Below are 24,228 nucleotides of genomic sequence, written 5' to 3'. Positions count from 1 at the left end.
GCAAGGCTCCTCTGTCTGTTTCTCTTGTCCGTGTTGTGCTGGTGATTTCTACATGGGCTCGATCCCGTGCAGACGAAGAAGAAAATCTGGTTGGCCGAAAAAAATCTCTGGACCAGGCGTATACCCGCGCCGTTGCATATGAACGGCGCGGGCCAGGCCTTACGCCAGATGGAGATCTGCCCCACCCCTAAGGTTGGCCTCTTGCAGCACCGCGTTGAGGCCATCTGCGAGAAGGCAGATCTCGGGGACGATCGGGTCGTTGGGGCTAAGCCGATCGAACAAGGCGGTTTCTTCAAGGGGCTCGTCCTGCAAATGTTCGAGAAACAGCAGGTCCCGGAGTTCGACAAGATGCTGGCACAGGCGGCGCGTGGCGGGCCCGGGTTGGGCCAGCGCCTCGCGGATCTCGCCGACAAGTCGAGCGCCGCGCCGCCCGGCGATCAGGGCCGCGGCATGGCCGAGCGCCTCGTTGTGGGTTTCCCAGAAAGACCGAAGCGCGATCTCTCCGACGGGTCTGGTGCCGGCTTCGGGGCTGGGGATGATCGTTGCGTGAAACATGTTGCCTCCTGATTGATGAGAAACTTCGGGTTTCGTCCCGAAGGGTCAGGAAGAGATCGGAGGGTCATGTCATCTCCAGCCGCCGGGTTTCGCGTCTCATGGCAGGGCGGAGACCTGCAAGGGGGGAGAGGGGGAGTGGTTCCTTTCGTCAGTTGGATATGGCTGTTGTGCTGGCGTTCACGACTGACATTGGCCTACTGGCGCGGAGGCGAAACAGATTCTTGTTTTTTGTGGGATCAGCACCGGAAGGCGCAGCTCACCTGGATATGCTTCGGGATGTCGGCGAGGGGGCTTGAGTGGCCGTTCGCGGCGCAGGGGGCCAAGGGGCGCGATGCGCATGGAGGGGCTTCGCAAAGCCGCGGATGCCTGGCACGTTCAACCGTCGCGACGGGCCCTTTGCTGCCGTTCATTGGCGGTAATGCGGCGTCACCAAACCTGCCCTTCGCCCAAGGCGCAGCATCTTCACCTGTGGGATGGTGAACTTGTGGGATTTAGCTGTTCGGAATACCAGTCTGCTCATTGGCTCGATGCGGTATAATCTAACCGTATCGAGCCGTTTTTTACACGCGGTTTGTGGAGGGGACAGTTCCCTTTTACAGCAGGAAGTCACCGTCGGTCAGCGTCAGTTTGCCGTCCAGGGTGATCTTGAAATCCGCGGATCCGTCGCCGTTGATATCGCCCGCGACATAGGTGTCGCCCTTGGCGGTCCAGCTTCGAAGCTCTCCTGCGGTGCCGGAAAAGGCCGCGTCGCCGATCAGCACGAAGTCCAGGTTGCCCTTGTTGGTGGTGTCGGCGTCGATCTTGCGAAGGTCGATGATGTCGCCTTGGGCAGGCCGGAAATCGGTGATCGTGTCGCCCCGCGCCTGTTTGGCCGCGGAAAACACGAAGCTGTCGGCCCCTTTCCCACCGGTCAGAAGGTCCGCCCCCGGGCCGCCGTCCAGAGTGTCCTTGCCGCCGCCTCCCTTGAGGACATCCTTGCCGCCTCCACCCAGCAACACGTCCTTGCCTGCGTTGCCGAAGAGCTTGTCGTTCCCCACCCCGCCCAGAAGCTTGTCGTTGCCGCCGTTCCCAGTCAGCGTGTCGCGCCCGCCGCTGCCCTTCAGCACGTCGGCGCCCCCTTTTCCAAGGATCACGTCATTGCCGCCCAGCCCGTTGATCTTATCGGCCTTGCCGCTGCCGACCAATCTATCGGCGCCTTTGGTGGGGCCGGCGGGATCATCGCCCCCCGGGATTGTCAGGACGCGACCGTGCAGCGCGTCGATGGTGCCGTCCAGCGCAACGTTGGACATATCGGAGAAGACGACGGCGACATTACCGTCGGGCAGGACCGTTTCCTCGGCAATCAGCTGGTTGCCGGAACGCGTCGTGCTGAACTCGATCGCATCGCCCAGCGGTTGGCCCTTGGCATCGAGGAGCTGCGCCTTCACGTCATAATCGCCATAGCCGATGGCGATCTGCCAGATCACCAGGAGGCGGTCCTCGCTCAGCGCGACGACTCGGCCCCGATGGTATTCGAGGCCCTCCTCGCTGCCCGGCAAGGGAACGTCCGCGCTGCGCAGATAGGCGCCCGCGTTGTCGAACCAGTCGATTCGGAAGGTGTCGATCGGGGTGTCGGACCGGGTATCCGGATCGAAATTGTATCCCATGACAAAACCACCGCCTGGCAGGGCGGAGATGTAATCCCCGGTCATGCCCGTTTGGCTGGAATCGCCCGGGGTCTGGTCGTGCTCGCCGTCGTTGAAATATTCGATCACCAGCGGCTCGGTCGCCCCCTTTGCCCCTTTCGGCGGGCTGACCAGATCGGGGCCGGAGATACGCACGACGGCACCATTGTACGAATAGCTTGGATAGCTCATGACGATATCGCCATTGGCGAGTTGGGTCATGGTGACGGCGCTGTCGTCGGTGTCGAAGACCTTGACCGGGTCTCCCAGAACCTTGCCGCCCTTGGTCACCAGGTGGGCATAGGTGGCGGCCTCTCCACGGTGGGTGTAAAGGACGATGGCATTGCCGTCCGTCAACCCCAGCACATCGCCATTGTCGCTGTCGTTGTAGGTTGCGCCCTCGTCGATTGCCGGAACCTCGTGATCGTGGCTGGCCAGCACCTGTTTCGACCGCGGGCTTCCATCGGCGTCGAAGGCCCGAAAGTAGACATCATTGTCGGTGTCTTCGACCAGCGAATTGACGTTGGACCAGCCGACCAGGAAGCCCCCATCCGCCAGCGCCGTCACCTCCGGGACAGTTTGTGCACCAGTGTCCTTGGTGTTGACCTGGATCGCCTCCGTTACCGCCGTGCCGTCGGTCTTGAACAGGCGAACATAGACGTTGGTGTCGAAGGTGACATCGCCGTCCGACCCGCTGAGATCCTGCCACGCAACGGCGATCTTTCCGCTCTTCAGTGCAGCCACGGTGGGGTTGAGCCCCATTTTCATGCTGCCGGACCAGAACAACGGGTTAAGGGTGAATTCATTCCCAAGCTTGGGCTGCATCATAAAATCCCATGAAAATGTTAACAGAAACGGTGGCATCATTTTCAAACTGATTTGCGCTGTCAACGGTTTCGATTACGGGGCGTAAGCTCCTCCCGGCAGCGCTTGTTCCGCCCTGGCCGAAAATGGCCAGGGACGATTGGCCCGGGAGAACGAGAGGGATATGACCGCTCCTCAGATCACCAACCCTTTCGCAACGGAAAACACGAATAGCCGCACTTTCCGAGACACGAAGACGGACAGGCTCGTGCCTCGAATATGGTGAAAACTCTCTTTAGGCGCGCTCCGTGTATGTGTAGTCATCTCCGTCTTGCGACGGTGCTGCATGTCCTTTCTCGACTGCTGGTGTTTCCATCGCTCTGGCAGGTTATCACGGATGGCCGGTGGCGTCCGATAGCTACCCTTGGCGGCGGCGGGCGCAGCGCGGTTGGATGGGTCTTTCGGTCTCTGAATGGCCGCATTTTCGTTTCTGCGGCGCGGGCCAAGAACTTACAGCGAATTCACACTCTTCGCCCCTTTGCAGGAACTGCGTCACAGTCGAGATCCGGCCCCGAGTAGACCTTGGCCAAGATGGTCATCGCTGCGGCGCCGCTTCTCCGAAGCTGTCTTTTGGGGCGTAGTGCAGCACTGCGGGGCTCCCCTGACAAACTTGTCGCATAAGGCTTCTTTCCATCCCTGAGAAAGAATCGAACCATCAAACCGGGGGGTCAAACACCCAACCAACCTGTAGCGGCGCACTGTTCGCCCCGATGCAATCTGCCATAATTCTTGCATCGCGGGATCAAACTGGACATCATTCCTGCGTTGCGCGATTAGAATGTGCATTATTCTTGCGGTAAGGGGTTTAGGTAGGCATTCGATGGCAAAGATTGTGGGTACGAACGACGACGACCGGCTGAACGACGGCTATGAGGTTTCCAATGACATCCTGCGCGGGCTTGATGGCGATGATGTCTTGCGTTCCGGCTACGGCGACGACAAGCTCTTCGGTGGAGCGGGAAACGATGAGATAAATGTCACTTGGCGCAGGGCCGACTCTGGTCGCCTGGGGGGTGACACGCTGTCCGGGGGGGACGGGGACGATACCCTCGAGGCCGAAGGCGGTGCCACCATCTTCGGCGGCGCGGGAAACGACATCATCGAACTCGACGAAGAGGACATGATGAAAGTCTCCTACGACTTCACGACCAGTAAAAACGTCTCCGAGAGGATCAGCACATACAGCGACAACGAGGTCGATGCCGGGGACGGTGACGATGTCGTCGTAACCGGTATCGGACGGGACGTGGTGGAAGGTGGAGACGGTTTCGACCTGCTCGTCGCCTATCCCCTTGGACAAGGTCCATACTACTCTACTGCCTCGTACGATCGGGTGGAGCAGACGGTGCAGTACGGAAGGTTCACGGCCGATCTTCAGACCGGCCAGTACGAGTATTCCGGCGATTCCGGTTCGCTGAAGCTGATCGACGACTACATCGACTTCACGACGAAGCTGCCCGAAACGCGCGTCATCTTCGACGAGTCCTACAGCGGCTATGGCAGCTTTTCGATGCTGGCGACCGGGTTTGAGGGTGTGATTGCCGGCCAGGCCAAAACGATCAAGCTGAGCGGGACCGACCGCACGGACGTGACCGAGTTCTTCGGTCGCGGCACGACCCCCTCAAACATGACGGTGACCGGCGTGATCGACGGGCGCGGTGGCGATGACGTGGTGACCTATGCCTCCGCGACGTGGGGGGTTAAGGTCGATCTCGCGGCGGGACGGGCGACCGGGATCCGCAGGGATTTCGAGGACGGTTCGTTCGGAAACGATTTCACCGACCAGTTGCGGGGAATCGAGGGGGCCTATGGGTCCATCGGCGACGACGTCCTTCGGGGTGATGACGGTGACAACATCCTCGGCGGCCGACGCGGCGACGACCTGATCGACGGACGCGGCGGCAATGACACCGTGGCGTTTTCGTCCGGAGTGCCCGGAAACCTGCGATATCACAGCAGCGTGGGCCTCCTGCGGGATGGCGGGAGCGCCGTGGTCGTCGATCTCGAGGCCGGAACGGCCACGGACGACTGGGGCGGCACCGATACGCTGATCTCGATCGAGAACGTGATCGGGACGGTCGGCGACGACGTCATCACCGGGACCAAACAGTCCAATCGGCTTGAGGGACTGGACGGAAACGATACGCTGGACGGCGGTCCCGCGGGACGGAACATCCTCGACGGTGGGGCCGGCGACGACATCCTGACCGGCGGGCGCAAGCTGGACCGGATCCTTGGCGGCGAAGGCAACGACACGATCGCCGGCGGCGCCGGCGGCGATGTCATCTTCGGCGGAGAGGGCGCGGATGACATCAAGGGCGGCAAGGGCAACGACATCATCCGCGGAGAGCGGGCGGCCGGGGTGGAAAACTCCGGCGACGACGTCATTTCGGGCGGCGCGGGCAAGGACGAGATCAAGGGCTTTGACGGGGACGACAAGATCTTTGGCGATAACGGCAATGACATACTGGATGGTGGCGAGGGCGACGATATCCTCGACGGAGGCAACGGCGACGATCTCCTTCTGCCGGGCAAGGGCCTCGACATCTATCGCGGTGGCGACGGTTTCGACACGCTTGATCTGACGAAGGCCAAGGGCAAGACCGAGGTCGATCTGGCCGGTGGCGACTTCGACGGCGGCGGTTACGGCAAGAACGTCATCAGATCCGTCGAGGAGGTGTTCGGTGGGAGCGGCAAGGATGTCTTCTCGGGGTCGGTTTCGGACGAGGAACTCCACGGAGGCGACAACAACGACCGCCTGTCCGGCGGAGGGGGGGACGACACGCTTTCCGGGGGGCGGGGCAACGACAAGCTCTTTGGCGAGGGCGGCGACGACTTTCTCTTTGGCGACGATGGCCGCGGCAAGCAGGGCAAGGATGTGCTGGAGGGCGGTGCCGGCGACGACGAACTGAAGGGGGGCGGCGGCAACGACAAGCTTGACGGCGGGCGAGACGACGACGTGCTCGACGGCGGCAAGGGCAATGATCGTCTGGTGGGCGGTTCCGGTTCCGACACTTTCATCTTCTCGAAGGGCAAGGACGTCATCATCGACTTCGAACTCGGGTTGCGAGGCGACACCATGGATTTCACGACCGGCCCGGTAACGTTCTCCAGCTACGCCGAACTGACGGCTGCGCATTACATGAAGGGCGGCGATCTGATCATCGCAAAGGGCGGGGCCCAGGTCACGTTGAAGGACGTGAATTGGACAGACTTCACCGAGGTGAACTTCGAGACGCTCGGCGACCTGTGATTGCGTGTGGTGCTTCCGGGCGATTCAACGTCTCTGTTTGGCTGGGGTGGCAGATCTTAGGGGCAGTGTTCCGGTCGTCGCCATTAAATCCTCGCCGGAAACCGCGGTGCCCGAGAGCCGTATGAAGGTCGAAAAGCGCATCCGTGGAACCAAAGGCGCGCCAAGCTCGAAGCCCTGACAAGCCGAAGCATCCGGAATCTTGAGGGTGCGAGGATCGCGCCCCCTACATCGTTCTCGAACAAAATATGTAGGCCATCACCGCGATTGAGCCTGCGCCAAACCTTCACATTCGCAACTTTGCAAAGGGCGCTCCCCTGCGCACTGCTGCCGTTCGTGGCCGATGCAGCGAATGTCCGCTCACCGCCAGACCTGCATGCGCCGCAAGGGCTGGCTGGTTGAGTGTTTCTGCTTCGTTTTGAGCCGTTCCCTCCCTCAGGCGCCGTCGCCTCTGGCTGCGGCTTGGAGTTCCGATAGCTTGATCCGAAGGCGTCTGGACATGAAATCGTCACCTGCAGGCCGGTCGGCCATTTGGTTTAGCTCAGCAATGGCCCAGTCGGTTTTGTTAATCTGCCGGCTGGAGGCCATGAGGTGGTCGCTCGCTTCGTCGATATCTCGCGGGTTGGCATCGAAACCGCGGCCGTGGAGCAGATGCGAGATGGCGTGGAGCGCCACCTGAGCCGCGAAGGCGGGATCCCTGCCGGCGAAATCCCGTGCGGCCCGCATCAGGGTTGCCGGGACCGCCTCGGGATCCGAGGCGCAGTCCAGCGCGATGTCGAGATATCCGGCGGTCTTGCCTGCGGCGAACCATTTGCCCTTGCGGCTTTGTAGCGCGATCAGGTTCTCCAGAACCTCGCGAGGATCGCGGTTCGAGTAGCGTTTCACCAGATCGCGCTACATGGCGAGCCAGGTGTTGCCCGATGTGAAAGGCAAACCGAAGAGGCGGTAGGCCTCATCGTTTTTTGCCTTGCCGCAGGAGAATGGCCTCGCAGAACCGCGCGATGTCGCGGTGGCCCCAGGGCTGACAGTCGCCCTCCAGTAGGGACGTGACGCGGGCGAGTGCCTCGTCCTCGCGCCCCTGGCGCAGCAAGGCTTCGGCCGCGAACTGCTCGCCGGGATGCCTTATCGGCGAGGCTCGACGCGAATACGCCGCTGGGGATGTGTGTTAGATCTGGTTGTGTCGGCTCTCCGCTGATCTGGTCTGGAAAGACCTTCTGACCGCAAACGGCATTCTTGCGGAACCCACGCTTGAGGCATGACATTCCCTTTGCTGCGATTCGAGGTACTGAACCGCGCTATCGGCGAGATCACCCAACGCGTGCGGGCCGACAATTTGCGTGGGCTGGAGAGGAACGGCTACCTGACTTGCAGGGTGAGGTCGGGCGGCCGTTGGCAATTCTCTGGGTCCTGGGGGAGGCGTTCGGGGGTTTATTAACATATTGAAATAGAATAAAAAATAAGTCCTTCGACCGTGCCGTTAGTGTTGAGCGGACGAAGGCAAGCGCGGGATAGAAAAGACCACTTACCGAAATTTTGTTGATCTGATTGACAGCAATCAATCGGTATTTCAGTATAGTGAAACTGGTTTCACTTGATGAAACTTATGGAGGTGATCTTCGCCGATAGCCCGATCCGGGCGGCGGAAGTCCCAAAGGGAGGAGATGTGATGAAACTCTTGAAGTTAGCGGCGGCGCTTGCGCTGACCGCCCAAATTGTTGCGGCCGAAACTCCGCAAACCGGCGGAACATTACGCCTGATCGCCCAGCCCGAACCGCCGATGCTGATGCTGGGCCTGAACCAGCAGGGTCCCACCCAGTACGTGGCGGGCAAGATCTACGAGGGGCTGCTGCGCTATGGGCCGGACATGTCGCCCATGCCCGGGCTGGCACGGGAATGGGATGTATCCGAAGACGGGTTGACCTATACATTCCACCTGCAAGAGGGCGTCACTTGGCATGACGGAACGCCGTTTACTGCCGCCGATGTCGTCTTTTCCCTCACCGAGTTCTTGCCGGAGGTGCACCCGCGAGCACGCGGTGTTCTCAAGCATGTGGAGAGCGTCACGGCCAAAGGCGACCTGACTGTCGTGGCCACGCTGAACGCCCCTTTCCCGGCCTTCCTGAAATCCTTCGAAGTGTCCAGCGCGCCGATGATCCCCGCGCATCTTTATGAAGGCACGGATTTCCGCGACAACCCGGCCAATGCCGAACCCGTGGGCACCGGCCCGTTCAAGTTCGACGAATGGCAGCGTGGTTCCTATATCCGGCTGGCCAAGAATGACGCCTATTGGCAAGAGGGCAAGCCGTATCTTGACGAACTGGTGTTCAACGTCGTGCCGGATGCGGCGTCTCGGGCCGTGGCGTTCGAGACCGGTGATGTAGATGTGTTGCGCGGCGGGGATGTCGAATATTTCGATGTGCGTCGCCTGGCAGACTTGCCCGACGTGGAAACCACAAATGCCGGTTGGGAGTTCCTGTCGCCGATCATTTGGGTGCAGTTCAACTTGCGCAACGAACCGATGAATGACCCCCGCTTCCGCCGCGCCGTCTGGCACGCGATCGACCGCGACTTCATCGCCAACGCGATCTGGCTGGGCTATGCTGATCCGGCCGACGGACCGCTGCCCCCGTCCTCGCCCTATTACAACCCTGATCTGCCGGCGGCGGACTATGATCCGGACAAGGCCCGCGCCCTGCTGGACGAGATGGGCCTGACCGAGGACGAGAACGGCGTACGTACCAAGGTTCGGTATCTCAGCCTGCCCTATTCCGAGACCTACATCCGCATGGGCGAATACGTGCGCCAGCAACTGCGCGAAGTGGGGATCGAACTGGAAGTCGTGCAGACCGATGTCGGCGGCTGGGCACAGACCCTGGGGCAATGGGATTACGACCTGACCATGAACCTGTTGTACCAATATGGCGATCCCGCCTTGGGTGTCGAACGGGCCTATGTCTCCAGCAACCTGGTGAAAGGGTCGCCGTCTGCCAATGTGTCCGGACTGGACAACCCGGAGATTGACGAGATGCTGGCCCGCGCTGGATCCGCAACCTCCGAGGAGGAGCGCAAGGCGCTGTACCAGGAGTTCCAGCACAACGTCGCGGAAGAGGCCTATTTCGGCTATCTCGTCGGGGTGAACTTCCCCACCGTTTACCGCTCCAACGTGCGTAACCTGGTCTCCACCGCGATCGGGCTGAACGACACCATGGCGGACGTCTGGATCGCTCGCTGATTCATGCCAACGCTGGCGGCCGCCGAACCACCTGTTCGCGGCCGCCGCAACCAGAAGTGAAGTTCTCACATGCAGCGTCTTTCTTTCATCGCCGGCCGGCTGATCAAGGGTGTCTTTGTCATTCTGGCGATCGGTGTCCTGGCCTTCTTCGTCATCCGCCTGGTGCCCGGTGATCCGGTTGCCGTGCTGGCGGGTAAATCCGGTTCGGTCGATGCCGAATACATGGAGGAACTGCGCCAGCGCCTGGGGCTGGACCAACCTCTGATCGTGCAGCTGGGGCATTTCCTGACCGGGCTGGTACAGGGCGATCTGGGCCAATCCTATCGCCAAGGCATGCCGGTAAGCGAAATCATCGCCTCTCGCCTGCCTGCCACGCTTCTGCTGACGCTCAGCGCGGCTGTCATCTCCATCGTGCTGGGGGTGATCGCGGGATCTTTGGCTGCGCGGCGGCGAGGGTCATGGGCAGACAGCCTGATCTCCACTCTGGCGCTGATCTTCTATGCCACGCCGCTGTTCTGGATGGGGCTGATGGCGATTCTTCTCTTTTCGCTCGTGTTGGGCTGGTTCCCGGCCTTCGGTATGGTGTCGGCCGACAAGTCCTATACCGGGCTGGCCCATGTGCTGGACGTGCTGCACCACCTGGTCATGCCGATGATGATTCTGGGCCTGTTCTACATGGCCGTCTATGCGCGGCTGACCCGTGCCTCCATGCTGGAGGTGTCAGAGATGGATTTCGTTCGTACCGCCCGCGCCAAGGGCATGTCGGAGGCCTATATCACCCGGCGGCATATCCTGCGCAACGCGCTGCTGCCCGTGATCACCTTTGCCGGCATCCAGGCGGGGCATCTGATCGGCGGCACCGTTCTGGTGGAAACCGTGTTCGGCTGGCCCGGCATCGGTCGGTTGGCCTTCGATTCCCTGCTGCAACGGGATTACCCGGTGCTGCTGGGCATCTTCCTGACCACCTCCGTCATGGTCGTGTTCTTCAACATCCTGACGGACATTCTTTACACCTTTGTCGATCCCAGAATCGAGGTTGGCCAATGACCGGTCCCTGGTCCGTCTTCTTTCGCAACCGGGCAGCGGCGGCAGCGCTGATCTGTCTGGTCGTCATCACGGCGGCGGCGCTTCTTGCCTCTGTCCTCTATCCGCAATCGCCCTGGAAGATGGTCGGCGCGCCGTTTCTGCCGCCGATGACCGATGGCTTCCTGCTCGGCACCGACATGCTGGGCCGCGACATCGCGGCAGGGTTGGTGCACGGGGCGCGTGTGTCGTTGCTGATCGGTCTTATTTCTACCTGCATCGCGCTGGTAATCGGCATCGGGATCGGCGCCGTGGCGGGGTATTTCGGCGGTTTGGCCGATGACCTGCTGATGCGCCTGACCGAGATTTTCCAGACCATCCCCAGCTTGATCTTCGCCATCGTACTGGTGGCGATCATGGGGCCGTCGATCCAGTCCATCGTGTTGGCGATCTCCGTCGTGTCCTGGCCGCCGGTGGCGCGGCTGGTGCGGGCCGAGTTCCTCAGCCTGCGGCGGCGCGAATTCGTCGAGGCCTCCCGAGTGCTGGGGCTGCCGGGCTGGCGTATCATGTTTCAGGACATCCTGCCCAACGCCATGGCGCCGGTGATCGTGACCGCCACGCTGATGGTGGCCACCGCAATCTTGATGGAATCCGGGCTCAGCTTCCTGGGGCTGGGAGATCCCGACATGATCAGCTGGGGTTACCAGATCGGGGCCGCGCGCACGATGCTGCGCACGGCTTGGTGGATGAGCTTTTTCCCTGGCATCGCGATCATCGTGACCGTCCTGTGTCTGAACCTGCTGGGCGAAGGCTTGAGCGACGCCCTGAACCCCAACCTGAACCGGAGGCGCAAATGATGAACGCCGCACGCCTCGACCCTCCCCTGCTGGAAGTGCGCGATCTGACCGTCGCGCTTCCCGACGGTGCCGACCGGCCCCATGCGGTCGAACGGATCTCCTATGCGCTGCAACCGGGGCGGATCACCTGTATCGTGGGGGAATCCGGGTCGGGCAAGTCCATGACCGCCAATGCCATCATGGGCCTGCTACCCAAACCCCATGTCCGTGTTACCGAGGGCGCGCTGTTGTTCCGCGGGGACAACCTGCTGGAGCGGAGTGAGGCCCAAATGCGCCGCATCCGGGGCGCCGACATCTCCATGATCTTTCAGGAACCGATGAGCGCGCTGAACCCGCTGATGACGGTGGGCCAGCAGATCGCGGAGGTTCTACGCAAGACCGAACCGCTTTCCGGTGCGGTCCTGCGCACGCGGATCACGGAATTGCTGGCAGATATGCATCTGCCCCAGCCCGAGACGTTGCAGGACGCCTATCCCTTCCGCCTGTCAGGCGGGCAGCGGCAGCGGGTGATGATCGCCATGGCGCTGGCGCTGAAGCCCAAGTTGCTGATCGCCGATGAACCCACCACCGCGCTGGACGTGACCACCCAGAAACAGATCCTGGCGCTGATCCGCGAACAGCAGGAACAGCGCGACATGGGGGTCATGTTCATCACCCATGATTTCGGCGTCGTGGCAGAGATCGCGGACCACATCGTCGTCATGGAGCGCGGCCGCGTGGTAGAGGACGGCCCGGTGAACCAAGTGCTGAACCGTCCGGTTCATCGCTATACGCGCAAGCTGATCGCCGCCGTTCCGACGCTGGACGATCACGCCAGCACGACGCCCACACAGGCACCGCTGTTGTCCGTGCGCGGTGCGACGAAGACCTTTGTCAACGGCGGTGGGCTTTTCGGTAAGAAGCGAGAAACAGCAGCGCTGCGCGACGTTTCCTTCGACCTGCACGAGGGAGAGATCCTGGGCCTGGTGGGCGAATCCGGCTCGGGCAAATCCACGCTTGCCCGGTCGGTCATGGGCCTGTCGTCACTGGACGCGGGTACGATCGAGATCGAGGGCAAATCCGTCACCGATCCGATGCTGGATCTGCCACGCAACGTGCAATTCGTTTTTCAGGATCCCTATGCCTCTCTCAATCCGCGGTGGCGGGTGGGAAAGGCGTTGACCGTGGGGCCCATGCGTCACGGCACCTCCCGCCGGGAAGCGCGAGAGAGGGCGCTGGAAATGCTGGGCTTCGTCGGGCTGGATGCCAGTACGATGGACCGGTTCCCGCACGAATTTTCCGGCGGGCAGCGGCAACGCATAGGCATCGCCCGCGCGCTGACCATGCGCCCCCGCGTCCTGATCGCGGACGAGGCAGTCTCAGCTCTGGACGTGTCGGTCCAGAAGGAGGTCCTTGGCCTGCTGGAGGAGATCCGCGCCACCATGGGCACCGCGATCCTGTTCGTCACCCATGACCTGCGCGTCGCTGCCACGATCTGCCATCGGCTGCTGGTGTTGCGCCACGGCAAGGTGGTCGAGCACGGCGATACCGGTTCCATCTTTGCCGATCCGCGCGACGGCTACACCCGCGCCCTTTTGGACGCGGTGCCCGGGCGCGATTGGCACAAACCCCAGTTTTTCAATGAGGAGGAGCACGCATGACCACCGGCAAAACAATGGTCGAAAAGATCATGGCGCGCATAAGCGGCGGCACCCCGGTCAGTGCCGGGGACGAGGTTCGCATCCGGCCAGATTTCGTCATGGCCTATGATTTCCCCGGCTACACCGACGTGATCTTTCGCACGGTGGAGGAAAAGTTCGGCCTGACCGAACTGCCCGCGCCCGAACGGTTCGCCATTTTCATCGACCATATGGTCCCGGCCATCGACCCCAAGGAAGAGGAGTTCCACGCCCAGACCCGCGCCTGGTGCGCGAAGTTCGGCATCGACTGCATCGAACGCGAGGGCATCGGTCACCAGGTCGCGGGGGAAACCGGCTATGGCGTGCCGGGTGCGTTTGCCGTGCATTACGACGGCCACATTTCCCAGCTGGGGGCACTTGGCACCCTGGCGGTGAACATGCCGCGCCAGACGCTGGTGGAGGCTTTCGTGCGCGAATACATTGATTTCCAGGTACCGCAAACCGTGCGGCTGAACCTGGTGGGGCAGGTGCGCCCGGGCGTGATGGCCCGCGACCTGTTCCACGGAATTGTACAGAAACTTGGCAACAAGTTCGCCCGCTTTGCCGTGCTGGAACTGGGCGGAGAGGTGATCGAGCAGCTTTCCCTGGACGGGCGGCAGGCGCTGACCAGCATCTCTATGTTCACCGGCGCGCTGTCGGCGGTGATCAATCCCGACCAAGCGATGCTGGACCATGCCTTGCCGCTGGCACGGATCAACCTGGACCCGGTGTCCAGCGATTCCGATTGCACCTATTCCGCCGAGTACACCGTCGATGTCTCCGAGATTGAGGTGATGGTGGCGCAGCCGCCGTCGCCCTCCCGCACGACGCCTCTGTCCGAAGTGTCTGGGACCGAGGTGCAGGTTGGTTACATCGGCTCCTGTGCATCGGGCCGGATCGAGGACCTGCGCGCCGCCGCCAAGGTGCTGAAGGGCAAGACACTGGCGCCGGGCTTCTCGCTCCACGTGGTGCCCACCAGTCGCCGCATCATGGCCCAGGCCGCGCGGGAGGGGCTGCTGGAGGTGTTCAGCGATTGCGGCGCCTTCGTGTCCTCTGCCAGTTGCGATTTCTGCTATGGCCGCATTGCCACCATGAGGGAGGGACAGCGCGCCGTTTCCACCGGGACGCTGAACGTCAAGGGACGCATGGGCAGCCCGGATTCCGAGATATTTCTGGTCAATGCCGCCGTGGTTGCGCAGACGGCGATCGACGGCCGCATCCCCGACCCGGCGCAGATGATGGCGGAGGTGAAGTGATGGTAACCGATACCCTGTCCCGCCTGCCGGCTCTACGCGGCCGCGTCGCCTGGATCTTTGACGAGGATGATTATGACATCGACCAGATCATCGGTGTCAAGAACATCCGCATCCAGGACTTGGATGAACTTTGCCGGATCTCCATGGTCAGCTATGATCCCGATTTTCAATCTGCCGTCCGCCCCGGCGATCTGCTGGTTGGTGGGGCCAACTTCGGCTTTGGCCACCCGCATTCGCCACCGATGAAGGCGATGCGCCACATGGGCATCGGCGCGGTGATCGCGGAGTCGTTCTCGCCCACCTATTACCGGGGAGAGACGGCGATGGGTTTCCCGCAGATCGCCTGTCCGGGGATCGTAGCCGCCGTCGCCCGGTGGGACGAACTGGAGGTCGACTGGACCGCTGCCTGCATCCGAAACCACACGCAGGCCACCGCTCTTCCCTTCGAGATGCCCACTCTCACGGAACAGAAGCTTCTGATCCATGGCGGCCACCTCAACTACCTGCTGGGCAGTTTGCCCGAACCCACGCTTGGAAAGGAATGAATCGATGATGACCAGATCCGAAATGACTGCGGCGATCCGTGGCGGAAAATGCCTGTGGAGCGCAGGCTGTCACGACGTGCTGTCCGCCAAGTTGGTGGAGCGCGCGGGCTTTGACGTGGTGCTGACCTCGGGTTTCGGGATCTCCGCATCACTGTTGGGCCAGCCCGACGTCGAAGTCTACTCCATGACGGAGAATCTGGGCGTGCTGCGCAACGTGGCCCATGCCGTGCAGATCCCTGTGATCGCCGATGCGGACACCGGCTATGGCAACGCCATCAACGTGATGCGCACCGTGCGGGAGTTCGAACAGGCCGGGGCCGCCGCGCTCATCATCGAGGACCAGGTCATGCCCAAACGGTGCCCCGCCATCGCGACGGAACTGGAACTGATCCCGGTAGAGGAAGGCGTCTCCAAGATCCGGGCCGCCGTGGCCGCGCGGCAAGATCCGGACATGCTGATCATCGGACGCACCGATGCCGACACCAAGGAGGAAAGCCTGCGCCGCGCCCGCGCCTATGCCGAGGCGGGAGCCGACATGATCCAGCCGATCAGCGCGGGCTACAAGACGCTGGACGACCTGCGCGATCTGAAACAGGCCTGTGGCGTGCCGCTCTCGTTGCAGATCATGCGCTGGCTGGAAACCGACCTGACGGGCGACGAGATCGAAAGCGTCGCCGGCATCGCGCATTTCCCGCTGGTCTCCCTTCTGTCCGCGACGCGGGCGATGGAAAGCGCGCTGACCCGTGTGCGGGAGGCGCGGACCACTCGCGCGCTGGACGCCACAGACCAGACCAGCCTGGCAGAGTTCAAGGATTTCATCGGCTTTCCCGAGGTCATGCGCCTGCAGCAGGAATTCATGAAAGATCTGGCCTGACTGGCCCTGCCGAACCTATGCTGGCTCCCGTCCGGGGACCAGCCTTCCGAAGGGGGACAATACCATAGCAGAGACCACACCTACCGGGATGCCCAAGGTCCGCGCCGTTGAACGTGCGGTTGCGATCCTGCGCGCCTTCGATCCGGCGAAACCGAAACTGTCGCTGGGCGAGATCGCCCGCCGCACCGGATTGGACAAGGCCACCGTGAACCGCCTATTGGGCACGCTAATCAGCTGCGAGATGATCGTGCAAGATCCTGTCTCCCGTGAATACTGGCTTGGGCTTCATGTGCTGTCACTGGGAGCCAGCGTGCCGGGCCAACACGATCTCCAACAGATTGCCGAGCCGATCCTGCGCGACATTTCACTGAAGACAGATTGCTTAGCCTTCCTCGCCACTTTTGGTAAGACGGGAGCCCATTGCGTGGCCCGGTCAGTTATCGACCCACCGGTGCATGTGCAATTGTGGAATGTAGGTGAGATTCGGCCCTACAATCAGGGGGCCGGGCCAAAACTGCTGTTCGCTCATTTGTCCCCCGAACGGCAGGCCGAGTATCTGCAACGTGATCTGCCCGCCGCGACGGATCAAACGATCACCGACAAGGAGTTACTGATGGCGACAGTTGAGGAATTGCGCGGGCAAGATGCTGCGTTTTCCAAAGATGATATCATCGCGGGGCTGTCGGCCTTTGCCCATGCGGTCCGCAAGGCGGATGGAGAGGTGATCGCCGTGCTCAGTATCGTGGGCCTGACACCGCTGTTTTCCCAAGAAGGCAGGACCCGCATGGCGGAGATCCTCGCTCGTGGGGCCAAGGATTTGTCACGCCATCTGGCTGTGACTGGCCACACCTCCCTCTGTCAGCGGTAGGGGGGTTGTCCCTTTCCGGCTGTGGGCGGGAAGTAGGCCATCGACTCAGGCTGGCCGCGATTCGGCGGCTCCAGACGGGGGCTTTCCCCTCCGCAGTGTCTTGGTATGGTAGGAAGAGCGGTGAGAAAGCAGGCCAAGGTAGCGGCGGGATGACCCTACTGTGGGCGGCGTAATGTCGTCCACCTTATCCTACGAGCGCGGATCCACGATAATCACCAGTAACCTTCCATTCGACGAATGGACCGAAACCTTTGGAACCGAGCGGCTTACAGGCGCGCTCCTTGATCGCCTGACCCATCACGTCAACATCCTCGAGATGAATGGCGAGAGCTACCGGCTCGCCAAAAGTCGGGCGCGAAAGGTAAGCGCCGGCTCCTGATCAGAACCACCCAAACTTGACCAGAAGGGCCAAGACGGCCAGTCAACCGCCAGCTATGTGGAGAGCGCCGCTGACTCGCTGCCAATGCTGTTTATCCCCACCACGCACAGGCCCCAATTAGCCTAATTTTGCGCCGCCCTATGGCCCTTTTTTCCGCCGCCGTTGACAGCTCTACCTGTCCTTCGGGATGGCTGCGCTTTTGTCGGTGACCACGCTTATGGGCCTCGTCTGGCGCCACGGGCTTGGCGGTGGTACGCGGATGGGCACGGTTGCAGCCAGTATCGCGGTCGCGGCGGCTGCCGGTGTCTGGGTGCTAATCGGAATTGCCGTGGCGGTCGTTCTCGCGGTCTTGCGCCTCGGATCGGAATACCTTTTCGACCAGCCGCAAGCGACCCTGCAGGCCGCTTTGCTCACATCCGATGCGGTTGTGGTCGCGGCGGGTTTGCTGGTCGCGTCGTCGCTTTTGGCCTTGCGCGCGCCGGGCTGGGTTTTTCTCAGACGGCTGCTCCATTGTACCTTCGCACTTGCCATGGCTCTGTTCGCTGGGTTGCTCCTGCGATGGGGCCTGGCATTCGGAGGGCCGATCTGACGGAGAATGGAGGACCGATATCATGCTTTTGACGATCCTGATCGTTCAAATCGCGATCCCCCTGGTCCTGCTGGGATGGCTGTGGGTCTTCCCGGCTGGAAGTCTGAGCGGTCTGGTTTTGCAGATCGCCGGGGTCGGGGTGTTCCTGTTCGCCCTCGCGCGGGTCGCGCAATGGGCGGTGCCGGTCTGGTGGCTGCCGCTGGTCTATGGTGCGCTCTGGCTTGCCGCCTCCGCCCTCGCAATCAGCCTCCGACCGGGGATCGATCCCCTGCCGATCTGGCCGTCGGGCGGGTTGGCCTGGATTGCGACGGCATTCGCCCTGACGCTGACGGCGGCCGGTCTCTGGTTCAGCGCGCAGGCTCTCAGGGGGCGGGCGCCGCCGCCAGTCGAGGTGGTCGAGATCGGCAATCCATTCGGTGCAGGCCAGTTCCTCGTCGCAAGTGGCGGCTCGCAGCCTATCGTCAATGCCCATATGCGCACGCTCGATACGAGCATTGAGCGATACCGCGCCTGGCGTGGGCAGTCTTACGCGGTGGATTTCTTCGGCCTGGGTCCATGGGGTTTGCGCGCGACCGGATGGCGCCCGGCGAACCCTGCGGCCTACGCGATCTTCGGCGCGCCGCTGGTCGCGCCCTGCGATGGCACTGTCGTGGCCGCCGAGGGCGGCATGCCGGATTTCGATGTGCCGGACGAGGACCCGGTCAACCGTCTGGGAAACCATGTGATCCTGAACTGTGGCGGGGCGGAGATCGTGCTGGCCCACATGCGGCAGGGCAGCATCACGGTCGAGGCGGGCGAGAGTGTCACCGAAGGGTCGCCGCTGGGCCAGGTCGGCAATTCCGGCGCCTCGACCGAACCGCATCTGCACATCCACGCTCAACGCCCTGCGGCCCCCGGCGCGGCGCCCATATCGGGCGACCCCCTCGGCCTGCGGATCGACGGGCGCATCCTCGTTCGAGGCGACCGGCTCATGGGTCGCGCGGGATGAGAGGGGAAAGCTACAGGCCCCATGCCTTCCTCGCCGCCATGCTTGGCTGGACATGGGCGTTGTGGCTGCCGGTCGCGCTCTTTGGCCTTGATCCATGGAGCGGCCCCGGCCGGACACTGCTCTATCTCGGCGGTATCGGGCCTTTGCTGGCCGGGCTGTGGTTCCAGCACCGATACAGCGCAGGGCGCGGCCTGCGCGATCTCTGGGTTCGGCTGGTAGATCCCCGGCGCGCCCCGGTCTGGCTTTGGTGTGCCGCGATCGCCCTGATCCCGGTCCTGTCCCTCACAGCGCATAGCCTCTTGGCGCTGACCGGCAGCACCTTGCCCGAGATCACGCTGCCCGGTGGAAGCTGGCCCGCTGCGGTTGGCTTTGCGGCCTTCATATTCCTGCTTGGTCCGTTGCCGGAAGAGATCGGATGGCGCGGCTACGGGCTCGATGTGCTCCTGGACCGTCACGCGCCGGTCTTGGCATCGCTGATCCTCGCGGCAGTCTGGGGGGTGTGGCACCTGCCGCTCTTCGCCATGGAGGGATACTACGCGGACTTCGGGGGCCCGCCGGTGCTGTGGCTGTTCCTATGGTCGATCCTGATGAAGACGCTGATCATGACCTGGGGCTACTTGGTCTCCGAGCGGTCGCTTCTGCTGATGGTGGTCTTCCACTTCATGGTGAATTTCACCGGGGAGATGGTGGTGATGCCCCCAAATGCGGAGTTTGTGTTCCAGGCATTGCTCTCGATCGCCGGGTTCACCGCCGCGGCCTACTTAATGTGGTGGAGGCGGGCATGAACGGCCCGTGGATCGAAGTATTCGGCTACGGATTGGCAGTTCTGGCGCTTGCGACGAGCCTTGGGATGATCGCGATGGGGCGCCGTTGGCAGAAGGTGGAGGCCAGGGCCTATGGCGGTGTGCGGCGTCCGAAATGGTTCTTGGGCGCGACGCTGTGCCTTGGAGGGCTATGGATTCTCGCGGCATTCGACTTCGCCCGGTCGGAGCAGACCATCGCGGGATGGGCGTTGATCGCAGGCGTACCGCTCGTCTGGTCGATGAAGGCGGCGCTGATCGTCTTCAACCCCAAGGGCCGGAAGGCTGTGACGGCCATTGACACGGATGCCGGGTGGCGAAAGATCGGCCTTGCGCGTCTCCCGATCGCGTTGGTGCTGGTCATCCTGACCGTCTTTAGCTGACACATGTCAGACCAGTGAGGTGGCCAGCAAGGCGAAGCTTATCTGTACGCCGAGAACCGGCACGAAAGTCGGCATGTTGAAATAGTCGCCGTCCTCTTTGGCACTTCGTTTCAAAGCGATAAGCGACAGGTTCACGAAGATGAACACGCCCAGAACGATTTGTGATGTGTAGCCTGCGAGCCGGTCAATTGGGACAAGTTGAGACAGCGCGAGGATGGCCAGAACGACGACAGCCGTCGCCATGTCGGGCGTGCGGGTGCGCGGCGATACATTTGCCAGAATGCGCGGCAGTTGTCCGCGATCTGCCATACCGTAAAGCACGCGGGAGGCCATGATGATCTGGATCAGCACGCCGTTGATCGTTGCCACCACTGCCACGGACGAGAACGCGGCCTGCACCCACGGGGGGGCCGACGCGAAGACCAGGCTCAGCGGTGCTTCGGACGTGCTAAGCGCGTCGAGAGGGACAACCAGAAGCACGGCGGCAACGACGGCGATGTAGACTAACGTCGTGACGACAAGTGTGATGGCAATGGCGCGCGGCAGGACGTGGCGCGGATCGCGCGCCTCTTCCGAGATGTTGACGATATCCTTGAACCCGACAAAGGCGAAAAGGCCAGCACCGATGCCGCCGCAATTCCTGCCCAGTGCGCACCGGAGATCGGCGGGACCATATCGGTTATACTCAAGCCCGAGGGCTCTTCGGCAATCCCGGCCCAAAGGACCACGCCCAAAAGGCCCGCGATCTCGATAAGCGTGATGACGGCTGCGGCGATCACCGATTGCGTGATGCCCCACCACGCAAGCAGCCCCGTGAGATCAGCCAGATACCCGCCCGCGCCGATCGCCACGGCCGATGCCGACACGATGCCCGACAAAGCGACCGCCAGACCGACGATCTGCGCGATCCAGATGGTGTTCAGTCCGGCAGCGACATAGGCGGCGGCCCCGGCGCTGACAGGTAATCGCGTCGAGAGCTCCGCATAGGAAAAGGCGGTAAACCCGACCACCACCGCCGCGAGGATGAAAGCGACCGGCGCAAACGGACCGGCGAGCGCAGCGGTTTGCCCGACAAGCACGTAGATGCCAGCGCCAACGGTCACGCCCAGACCGTAGAGCGCGACAAGCGGCAATGTCAGGGCGCGGTTGAGCTTGGGCTGATGGCTCGTCGCGTCGGAGGAAAGGTGTGTCAATTCGCAGCCTCGAACAACCGCTCCGCCATCGCGTCAAGCGCGGCACAGTCGAGAACAACGCCTCCGGCCACGACCGCGTCCGGTCTTCGCAAGGTCTCAAGACCATCAAGCGGGTTGTCGTTGAGCAGGACCAGATCAGCCCTGCGCCCCGGTGCGATTGTGCCATTCTGATCAGGCAACTCGAAGAACCACGCGGGCGCGACCGTGGCCGTGTAAAGGGCCTCACGCGGTGTCAGACCGGCAGCGACATAGATGTCGAGTTCATCCAGAAGCGAGAAGCCATGGAACAGGTATGGGTTCGCAAACGACGCATCGGATGGGCATTGGGGTGAAATGCTGTTCAAGATTTCCGCCAAAGAAGAAACACAACTTGGATCCAGAGAGGCGACTGTTTCGAATCTTGGCATTTCCTTCCTCCAGCGATAAGAGCTTGCCCAGCGAACATGGAGCTGGGTGAAATCCCTGGCTGGCTCTTCCGGCCGCCGATCCGCCGGACAACCCAAGACAGACAAGATCGACAAGACCGCGAGTTCTTACTCGCGGCCTATGGGTACACAACTGTTCATGATTTCACTGACTCAATACCGCCGCGACTGGACGAACAACATCCGCGGCGATCTCCTCTCGGGCCTTGTCGTGGCGCTTGCGCTTATTCCCGAGGCCATCGCCTTTTCCATCATCGCCGGCGTGGATCCGAAGGTGGGGCTTTACGCCTCCTTCTCCATCGCCGTCATTACCGCGATCACCGGCGGACGGCCGGGCATGATCTCGGCCGCAACGGCGGCCACGGCGGTTCTGATGGTGACGCTGGTCAAGGACCACGGGCTGGAATATCTGCTCGCGGCGACCGTGCTCGCCGGGCTGTTGCAGATCCTCGCCGGGCTGCTCAAGCTCGGCTACGTAATGCGCTTCGTGTCGAAATCGGTGTTGACCGGGTTCGTCAACGCGCTCGCCATCCTCATTTTCATGGCGCAGCTGCCCGAGCTGGATCCGTCGAAAGTTCCCATGCTGACCTATGCGCTGGTCGCGGCCGGTTTGGCGATCATCTATCTTTTCCCGCGGATCACGCGGGCGATCCCATCCCCGCTGGTCACCATCATCGTGCTGACCGTTTTGACCATCGTCATGGGATGGGATGTGCGCACTGTGGGCGACATGGGCGCACTGCCCGACACGCTGCCGGTGTTCCTGATCCCGGACATTCCGCTGAACTTCGAGACGCTCGCAATCATCTTTCCCTATTCGCTGGCTGTCGCGGTCGTCGGCCTGCTGGAAAGCCTGATGACCCAGCAGATCGTGGACGACCTGACCGATACCGGGTCGGACCGCAACCAAGAGTGCATCGGCCAGGGCATCGCCAACGCGGCCACCGGCTTCATCGGTGGCATGGCGGGCTGCGCCATGATCGGCCAATCGATGATCAACGTGAAATCCGGTGGACGCGGGCGGCTGTCGACCTTTGCCGCGGGTGTATTCCTGTTGATCATGGTGGTCGCGCTCGGCGACATCGTGGCGATCATCCCCATGGCCGCGCTGGTTGCGATTATGATCATGGTCTCGATCGGCACGTTTTCCTGGTCCTCAATCAAGAACCTGCGCGAGCATCCGACATCCTCATCCATCGTGATGCTGGCGACGGTGTTTTTCGTGGTTTATACCCACAACCTCGCGATCGGGGTGCTGGTTGGGGTGCTGCTATCGGGCATCTTGTTCGCTTGGAAGATCGCGCAGCTGTTCCGCGTGCGCAGCGAGATCACCCCGGACGGGACGCACCGCACCTATTACGTCGAGGGACAGCTTTTCTTTGCCTCATCGGAGGATTTCATGCTCGCCTTTGACTTCAAGGAAGCGCCGGAAAAGGTCACGATCGACCTCAGCCGTGCGCATATCTGGGATATTTCCTCGGTTGCCGCGCTGGACATGGCCGTGCTCAAATTCCGTCGGGAAGGCGCAGACATCGAGCTCATCGGATTGAACAGGGCATCGGAGACCATCGTGGACAGGCTCGCCATCCATGACAAGCCGGGCGCGATGGATCAGTTGATGGGCCACTGAGGGAGCAAGCAGGAATGACAACCAACACGCTGATCGCATTGGTGGACGGCTCGGCCTATTCTGAGAGCGTCTGCCACCACGCGGCCTGGATTTCCGGCAAGAACGGCTGGAAGGTCAAGGTCTATCACGTCATGGGCCGCCGCCAGGGGATCGCGCAGCAGGATCTCTCGGGCGCGATCCGTCTGGGCGCGCGCACGCGGCTGCTGGAACAGCTCTCGGACCTCGATGCCGAGCGTGCCAAGCTTGCCCACGAGCACGGGCGCGCGATCCTGGAGGACGCCAAGGCTATCATCCAAGCCGACGGAGACATTGAGGTCGAAACCCGCCTGCGCCAAGGCGATCTGGTCGAGACGGTGACCGCGAAAGAAGAGACCGGCGACATGCTCGTGGTCGGCAAGCGCGGCGAGGCCGCAGGAGTGGCCATGGAGCACCTGGGCTCGAACCTGGAGCGCATTGTCCGCGCCAGCCACAAGCCGGTGTTCATCGCCAACCGTGCCTTCAAGCCGATCAAGAAGGTCTTGGTGGCCTTTGACGGTGCGGCCACGTCGCTCAAGGCGGTGGACTACATCTCGCGCAGCCCGCTATTCGCGGGTCTGAGGGTTTCTCTTGTCTTTGCCGGCAAGGAAACCCGGGGCATCTGCAAGTCACTGGAGGACGCGGTGGCGACGCTGAAGGCGGGGGGCTTCGAAGCGGAGACCATCATCCGCGCTGACGAGCCGGAAAAGGTGCTCGCACAGATCACGGCGATGGACGAGCACGAATTGCTGGTCATGGGCGCTTACGGCCACTCCCGGGTGCGTTCCCTTATCATCGGATCGACCACCGCCGAGATGATCCGCTCCTGCCGGGTGCCCGTCCTGATCATGCGGTGAAACGGTGGATGAGCCACCGGCCGGAGGGCTGACAGAACGACTCCTCCCGCGTCTGCGGGAGGAATTGGCTTTTGCGCAAGCCGACCTTCCGGCTTAAGGCAGCGGATGCCCCCATTCCGCCCGACGTGTCGAAGTATGCGATCGGCCCTTTGCCGACCTTCGATCGGGCGAAAATGCTGCGCGGCGGCGCCCCCTTGAGCGGCCCTTCGACACGTGCTGCGGAAAGGTCACTATCAGAAAGTCGCGTTGTAAAGTCGCGGTCAGCCGCTGCATTGTCTGCCTGCCTTTGCTCCGGGGCAAAGGCAATCGTCCAGCACGGGCTG

Annotated in this window: 22 protein-coding genes, 1 pseudogene and 1 other annotated feature; of the genes and pseudogenes, 16 read left to right on the top strand and 7 right to left on the bottom strand. The window is 62.3% G+C overall.

Features of this window, described 5'->3' with window-relative positions; all coding sequences use genetic code 11:
• Positions 1–159: 159 nt before the first annotated feature.
• The gene (locus tag ABWV23_RS20725; protein ID WP_353351296.1) at positions 160–555 is read right to left on the bottom strand and encodes a hypothetical protein; all 396 of its coding nucleotides are present in this window, start codon (positions 553–555) and stop codon (positions 160–162) included.
• Positions 556–1,148: 593 nt separating this feature from the next.
• On the bottom strand, positions 1,149–3,044 hold the full coding sequence (locus ABWV23_RS20720) for a calcium-binding protein (protein ID WP_353351294.1): 1,896 nt from the start codon (positions 3,042–3,044) through the stop codon (positions 1,149–1,151).
• Positions 3,045–3,861: 817 nt separating this feature from the next.
• On the opposite strand from ABWV23_RS20720, the gene ABWV23_RS20715 reads away from it, so the two are divergent.
• On the top strand, positions 3,862–6,336 hold the full coding sequence (locus ABWV23_RS20715) for a calcium-binding protein (protein WP_353351292.1): 2,475 nt from the start codon (positions 3,862–3,864) through the stop codon (positions 6,334–6,336).
• A 432-nt stretch (positions 6,337–6,768) separates the two neighbouring features.
• Here the strand turns inward: ABWV23_RS20715 and ABWV23_RS20710 are convergent, their stop codons facing one another.
• Complete coding sequence (locus ABWV23_RS20710; protein ID WP_353351290.1) at positions 6,769–7,218, bottom strand: hypothetical protein; 450 nt, start codon at positions 7,216–7,218, stop codon at positions 6,769–6,771.
• 781 nt (positions 7,219–7,999) lie between these two features.
• Here ABWV23_RS20710 and ABWV23_RS20705 point away from each other — a divergent pair.
• The 13 genes and pseudogenes from ABWV23_RS20705 (at position 8,000) to ABWV23_RS20645 (ending at position 19,785) form a co-directional block, all read left to right on the top strand.
• Positions 8,000–9,565 carry an ABC transporter substrate-binding protein gene (locus ABWV23_RS20705; protein ID WP_353351288.1) on the top strand — a complete coding sequence of 522 codons (1,566 nt, stop codon included), beginning with the start codon at positions 8,000–8,002 and terminating at the stop codon, positions 9,563–9,565.
• Between the two features lie 69 nt (positions 9,566–9,634).
• Positions 9,635–10,612 (top strand): ABC transporter permease, encoded by a 978-nt coding sequence (locus ABWV23_RS20700; RefSeq protein WP_353351286.1) that lies wholly within the window; start codon positions 9,635–9,637, stop codon positions 10,610–10,612.
• Complete coding sequence (locus ABWV23_RS20695) at positions 10,609–11,445, top strand: ABC transporter permease (RefSeq protein WP_353351284.1); 837 nt, start codon at positions 10,609–10,611, stop codon at positions 11,443–11,445. The genes ABWV23_RS20700 and ABWV23_RS20695 overlap by 4 nt, the downstream gene beginning before the upstream one ends.
• A complete protein-coding gene (locus tag ABWV23_RS20690) occupies positions 11,445–13,085 on the top strand; it encodes a dipeptide ABC transporter ATP-binding protein (protein WP_353351282.1) in 1,641 nt (546 codons plus the stop codon). Before ABWV23_RS20695 ends, ABWV23_RS20690 begins: the two co-directional genes overlap by 1 nt.
• Positions 13,082–14,359 (top strand): 3-isopropylmalate dehydratase large subunit, encoded by a 1,278-nt coding sequence (locus tag ABWV23_RS20685; protein ID WP_353351280.1) that lies wholly within the window; start codon positions 13,082–13,084, stop codon positions 14,357–14,359. Before ABWV23_RS20690 ends, ABWV23_RS20685 begins: the two co-directional genes overlap by 4 nt.
• Positions 14,359–14,904: a 3-isopropylmalate dehydratase small subunit gene (locus tag ABWV23_RS20680; protein WP_353351278.1), complete on the top strand. Its 546-nt coding sequence runs from the start codon at positions 14,359–14,361 to the stop codon at positions 14,902–14,904. Before ABWV23_RS20685 ends, ABWV23_RS20680 begins: the two co-directional genes overlap by 1 nt.
• A gap of 7 nt (positions 14,905–14,911) precedes the next feature.
• On the top strand, positions 14,912–15,778 hold the full coding sequence (locus ABWV23_RS20675) for an isocitrate lyase/PEP mutase family protein (RefSeq protein WP_353351276.1): 867 nt from the start codon (positions 14,912–14,914) through the stop codon (positions 15,776–15,778).
• A gap of 88 nt (positions 15,779–15,866) precedes the next feature.
• Positions 15,867–16,646 carry an IclR family transcriptional regulator gene (locus ABWV23_RS20670; protein ID WP_353351274.1) on the top strand — a complete coding sequence of 260 codons (780 nt, stop codon included), beginning with the start codon at positions 15,867–15,869 and terminating at the stop codon, positions 16,644–16,646.
• A gap of 190 nt (positions 16,647–16,836) precedes the next feature.
• Positions 16,837–17,025 (top strand): annotated as a pseudogene (locus tag ABWV23_RS20665) (ATP-binding protein); the annotation flags it as partial.
• 187 nt (positions 17,026–17,212) lie between these two features.
• Positions 17,213–17,614, top strand: coding sequence for a hypothetical protein (locus tag ABWV23_RS20660; RefSeq protein WP_353351272.1), 402 nt, complete (start codon positions 17,213–17,215; stop codon positions 17,612–17,614).
• A gap of 22 nt (positions 17,615–17,636) precedes the next feature.
• Positions 17,637–18,602, top strand: a complete 966-nt coding sequence (locus ABWV23_RS20655; protein WP_353351270.1) for a peptidoglycan DD-metalloendopeptidase family protein — start codon at positions 17,637–17,639, stop codon at positions 18,600–18,602.
• Positions 18,599–19,387 carry a CPBP family intramembrane glutamic endopeptidase gene (locus ABWV23_RS20650; protein ID WP_353351268.1) on the top strand — a complete coding sequence of 263 codons (789 nt, stop codon included), beginning with the start codon at positions 18,599–18,601 and terminating at the stop codon, positions 19,385–19,387. Before ABWV23_RS20655 ends, ABWV23_RS20650 begins: the two co-directional genes overlap by 4 nt.
• The gene (locus tag ABWV23_RS20645) at positions 19,384–19,785 is read left to right on the top strand and encodes a hypothetical protein (protein WP_353351266.1); all 402 of its coding nucleotides are present in this window, start codon (positions 19,384–19,386) and stop codon (positions 19,783–19,785) included. Before ABWV23_RS20650 ends, ABWV23_RS20645 begins: the two co-directional genes overlap by 4 nt.
• 6 nt (positions 19,786–19,791) lie before the next feature.
• Here ABWV23_RS20645 and ABWV23_RS20640 read toward each other — a convergent pair whose 3' ends face one another.
• From ABWV23_RS20640 to ABWV23_RS20630, 3 genes are read right to left on the bottom strand one after another with little or no spacing between them, the layout of a single operon-like run.
• The gene (locus ABWV23_RS20640; RefSeq protein ID WP_353351354.1) at positions 19,792–20,364 is read right to left on the bottom strand and encodes an APC family permease; all 573 of its coding nucleotides are present in this window, start codon (positions 20,362–20,364) and stop codon (positions 19,792–19,794) included.
• Complete coding sequence (locus ABWV23_RS20635) at positions 20,289–20,978, bottom strand: APC family permease (protein ID WP_353351264.1); 690 nt, start codon at positions 20,976–20,978, stop codon at positions 20,289–20,291. The genes ABWV23_RS20640 and ABWV23_RS20635 overlap by 76 nt, the downstream gene beginning before the upstream one ends.
• Positions 20,975–21,385 (bottom strand): amidohydrolase family protein, encoded by a 411-nt coding sequence (locus ABWV23_RS20630; RefSeq protein ID WP_353351262.1) that lies wholly within the window; start codon positions 21,383–21,385, stop codon positions 20,975–20,977. The genes ABWV23_RS20635 and ABWV23_RS20630 overlap by 4 nt, the downstream gene beginning before the upstream one ends.
• A gap of 35 nt (positions 21,386–21,420) precedes the next feature.
• Positions 21,421–21,478 (top strand) — a sequence feature (sul1 is cis-regulatory element that is thought to sense ions involved in sulfur or methionine metabolism; They are found in Alphaproteobacteria).
• Between the two features lie 64 nt (positions 21,479–21,542).
• Here ABWV23_RS20630 and ABWV23_RS20625 point away from each other — a divergent pair.
• Both ABWV23_RS20625 and ABWV23_RS20620 read left to right on the top strand, forming a co-directional pair.
• Positions 21,543–23,033 (top strand): SulP family inorganic anion transporter, encoded by a 1,491-nt coding sequence (locus ABWV23_RS20625; protein ID WP_353351260.1) that lies wholly within the window; start codon positions 21,543–21,545, stop codon positions 23,031–23,033.
• Positions 23,034–23,047: 14 nt separating this feature from the next.
• A complete protein-coding gene (locus tag ABWV23_RS20620) occupies positions 23,048–23,905 on the top strand; it encodes a universal stress protein (protein WP_353351258.1) in 858 nt (285 codons plus the stop codon).
• Here the strand turns inward: ABWV23_RS20620 and ABWV23_RS20615 are convergent.
• Positions 23,895–24,228: hypothetical protein (locus ABWV23_RS20615; RefSeq protein ID WP_353351257.1), on the bottom strand; the 334-nt coding region annotated here is incomplete at its 5' end. The two genes, ABWV23_RS20620 and ABWV23_RS20615, sit on opposite strands and share 11 nt — an antisense overlap.

The sequence above is a fragment of the Aquicoccus sp. SU-CL01552 genome, assembly GCF_040365005.1.
Lineage (GTDB): Bacteria > Pseudomonadota > Alphaproteobacteria > Rhodobacterales > Rhodobacteraceae > Antarcticimicrobium.
Note: the sequence above shows the minus strand (reverse complement) of the source record. Positions and strands in the feature narration are given on the sequence as shown.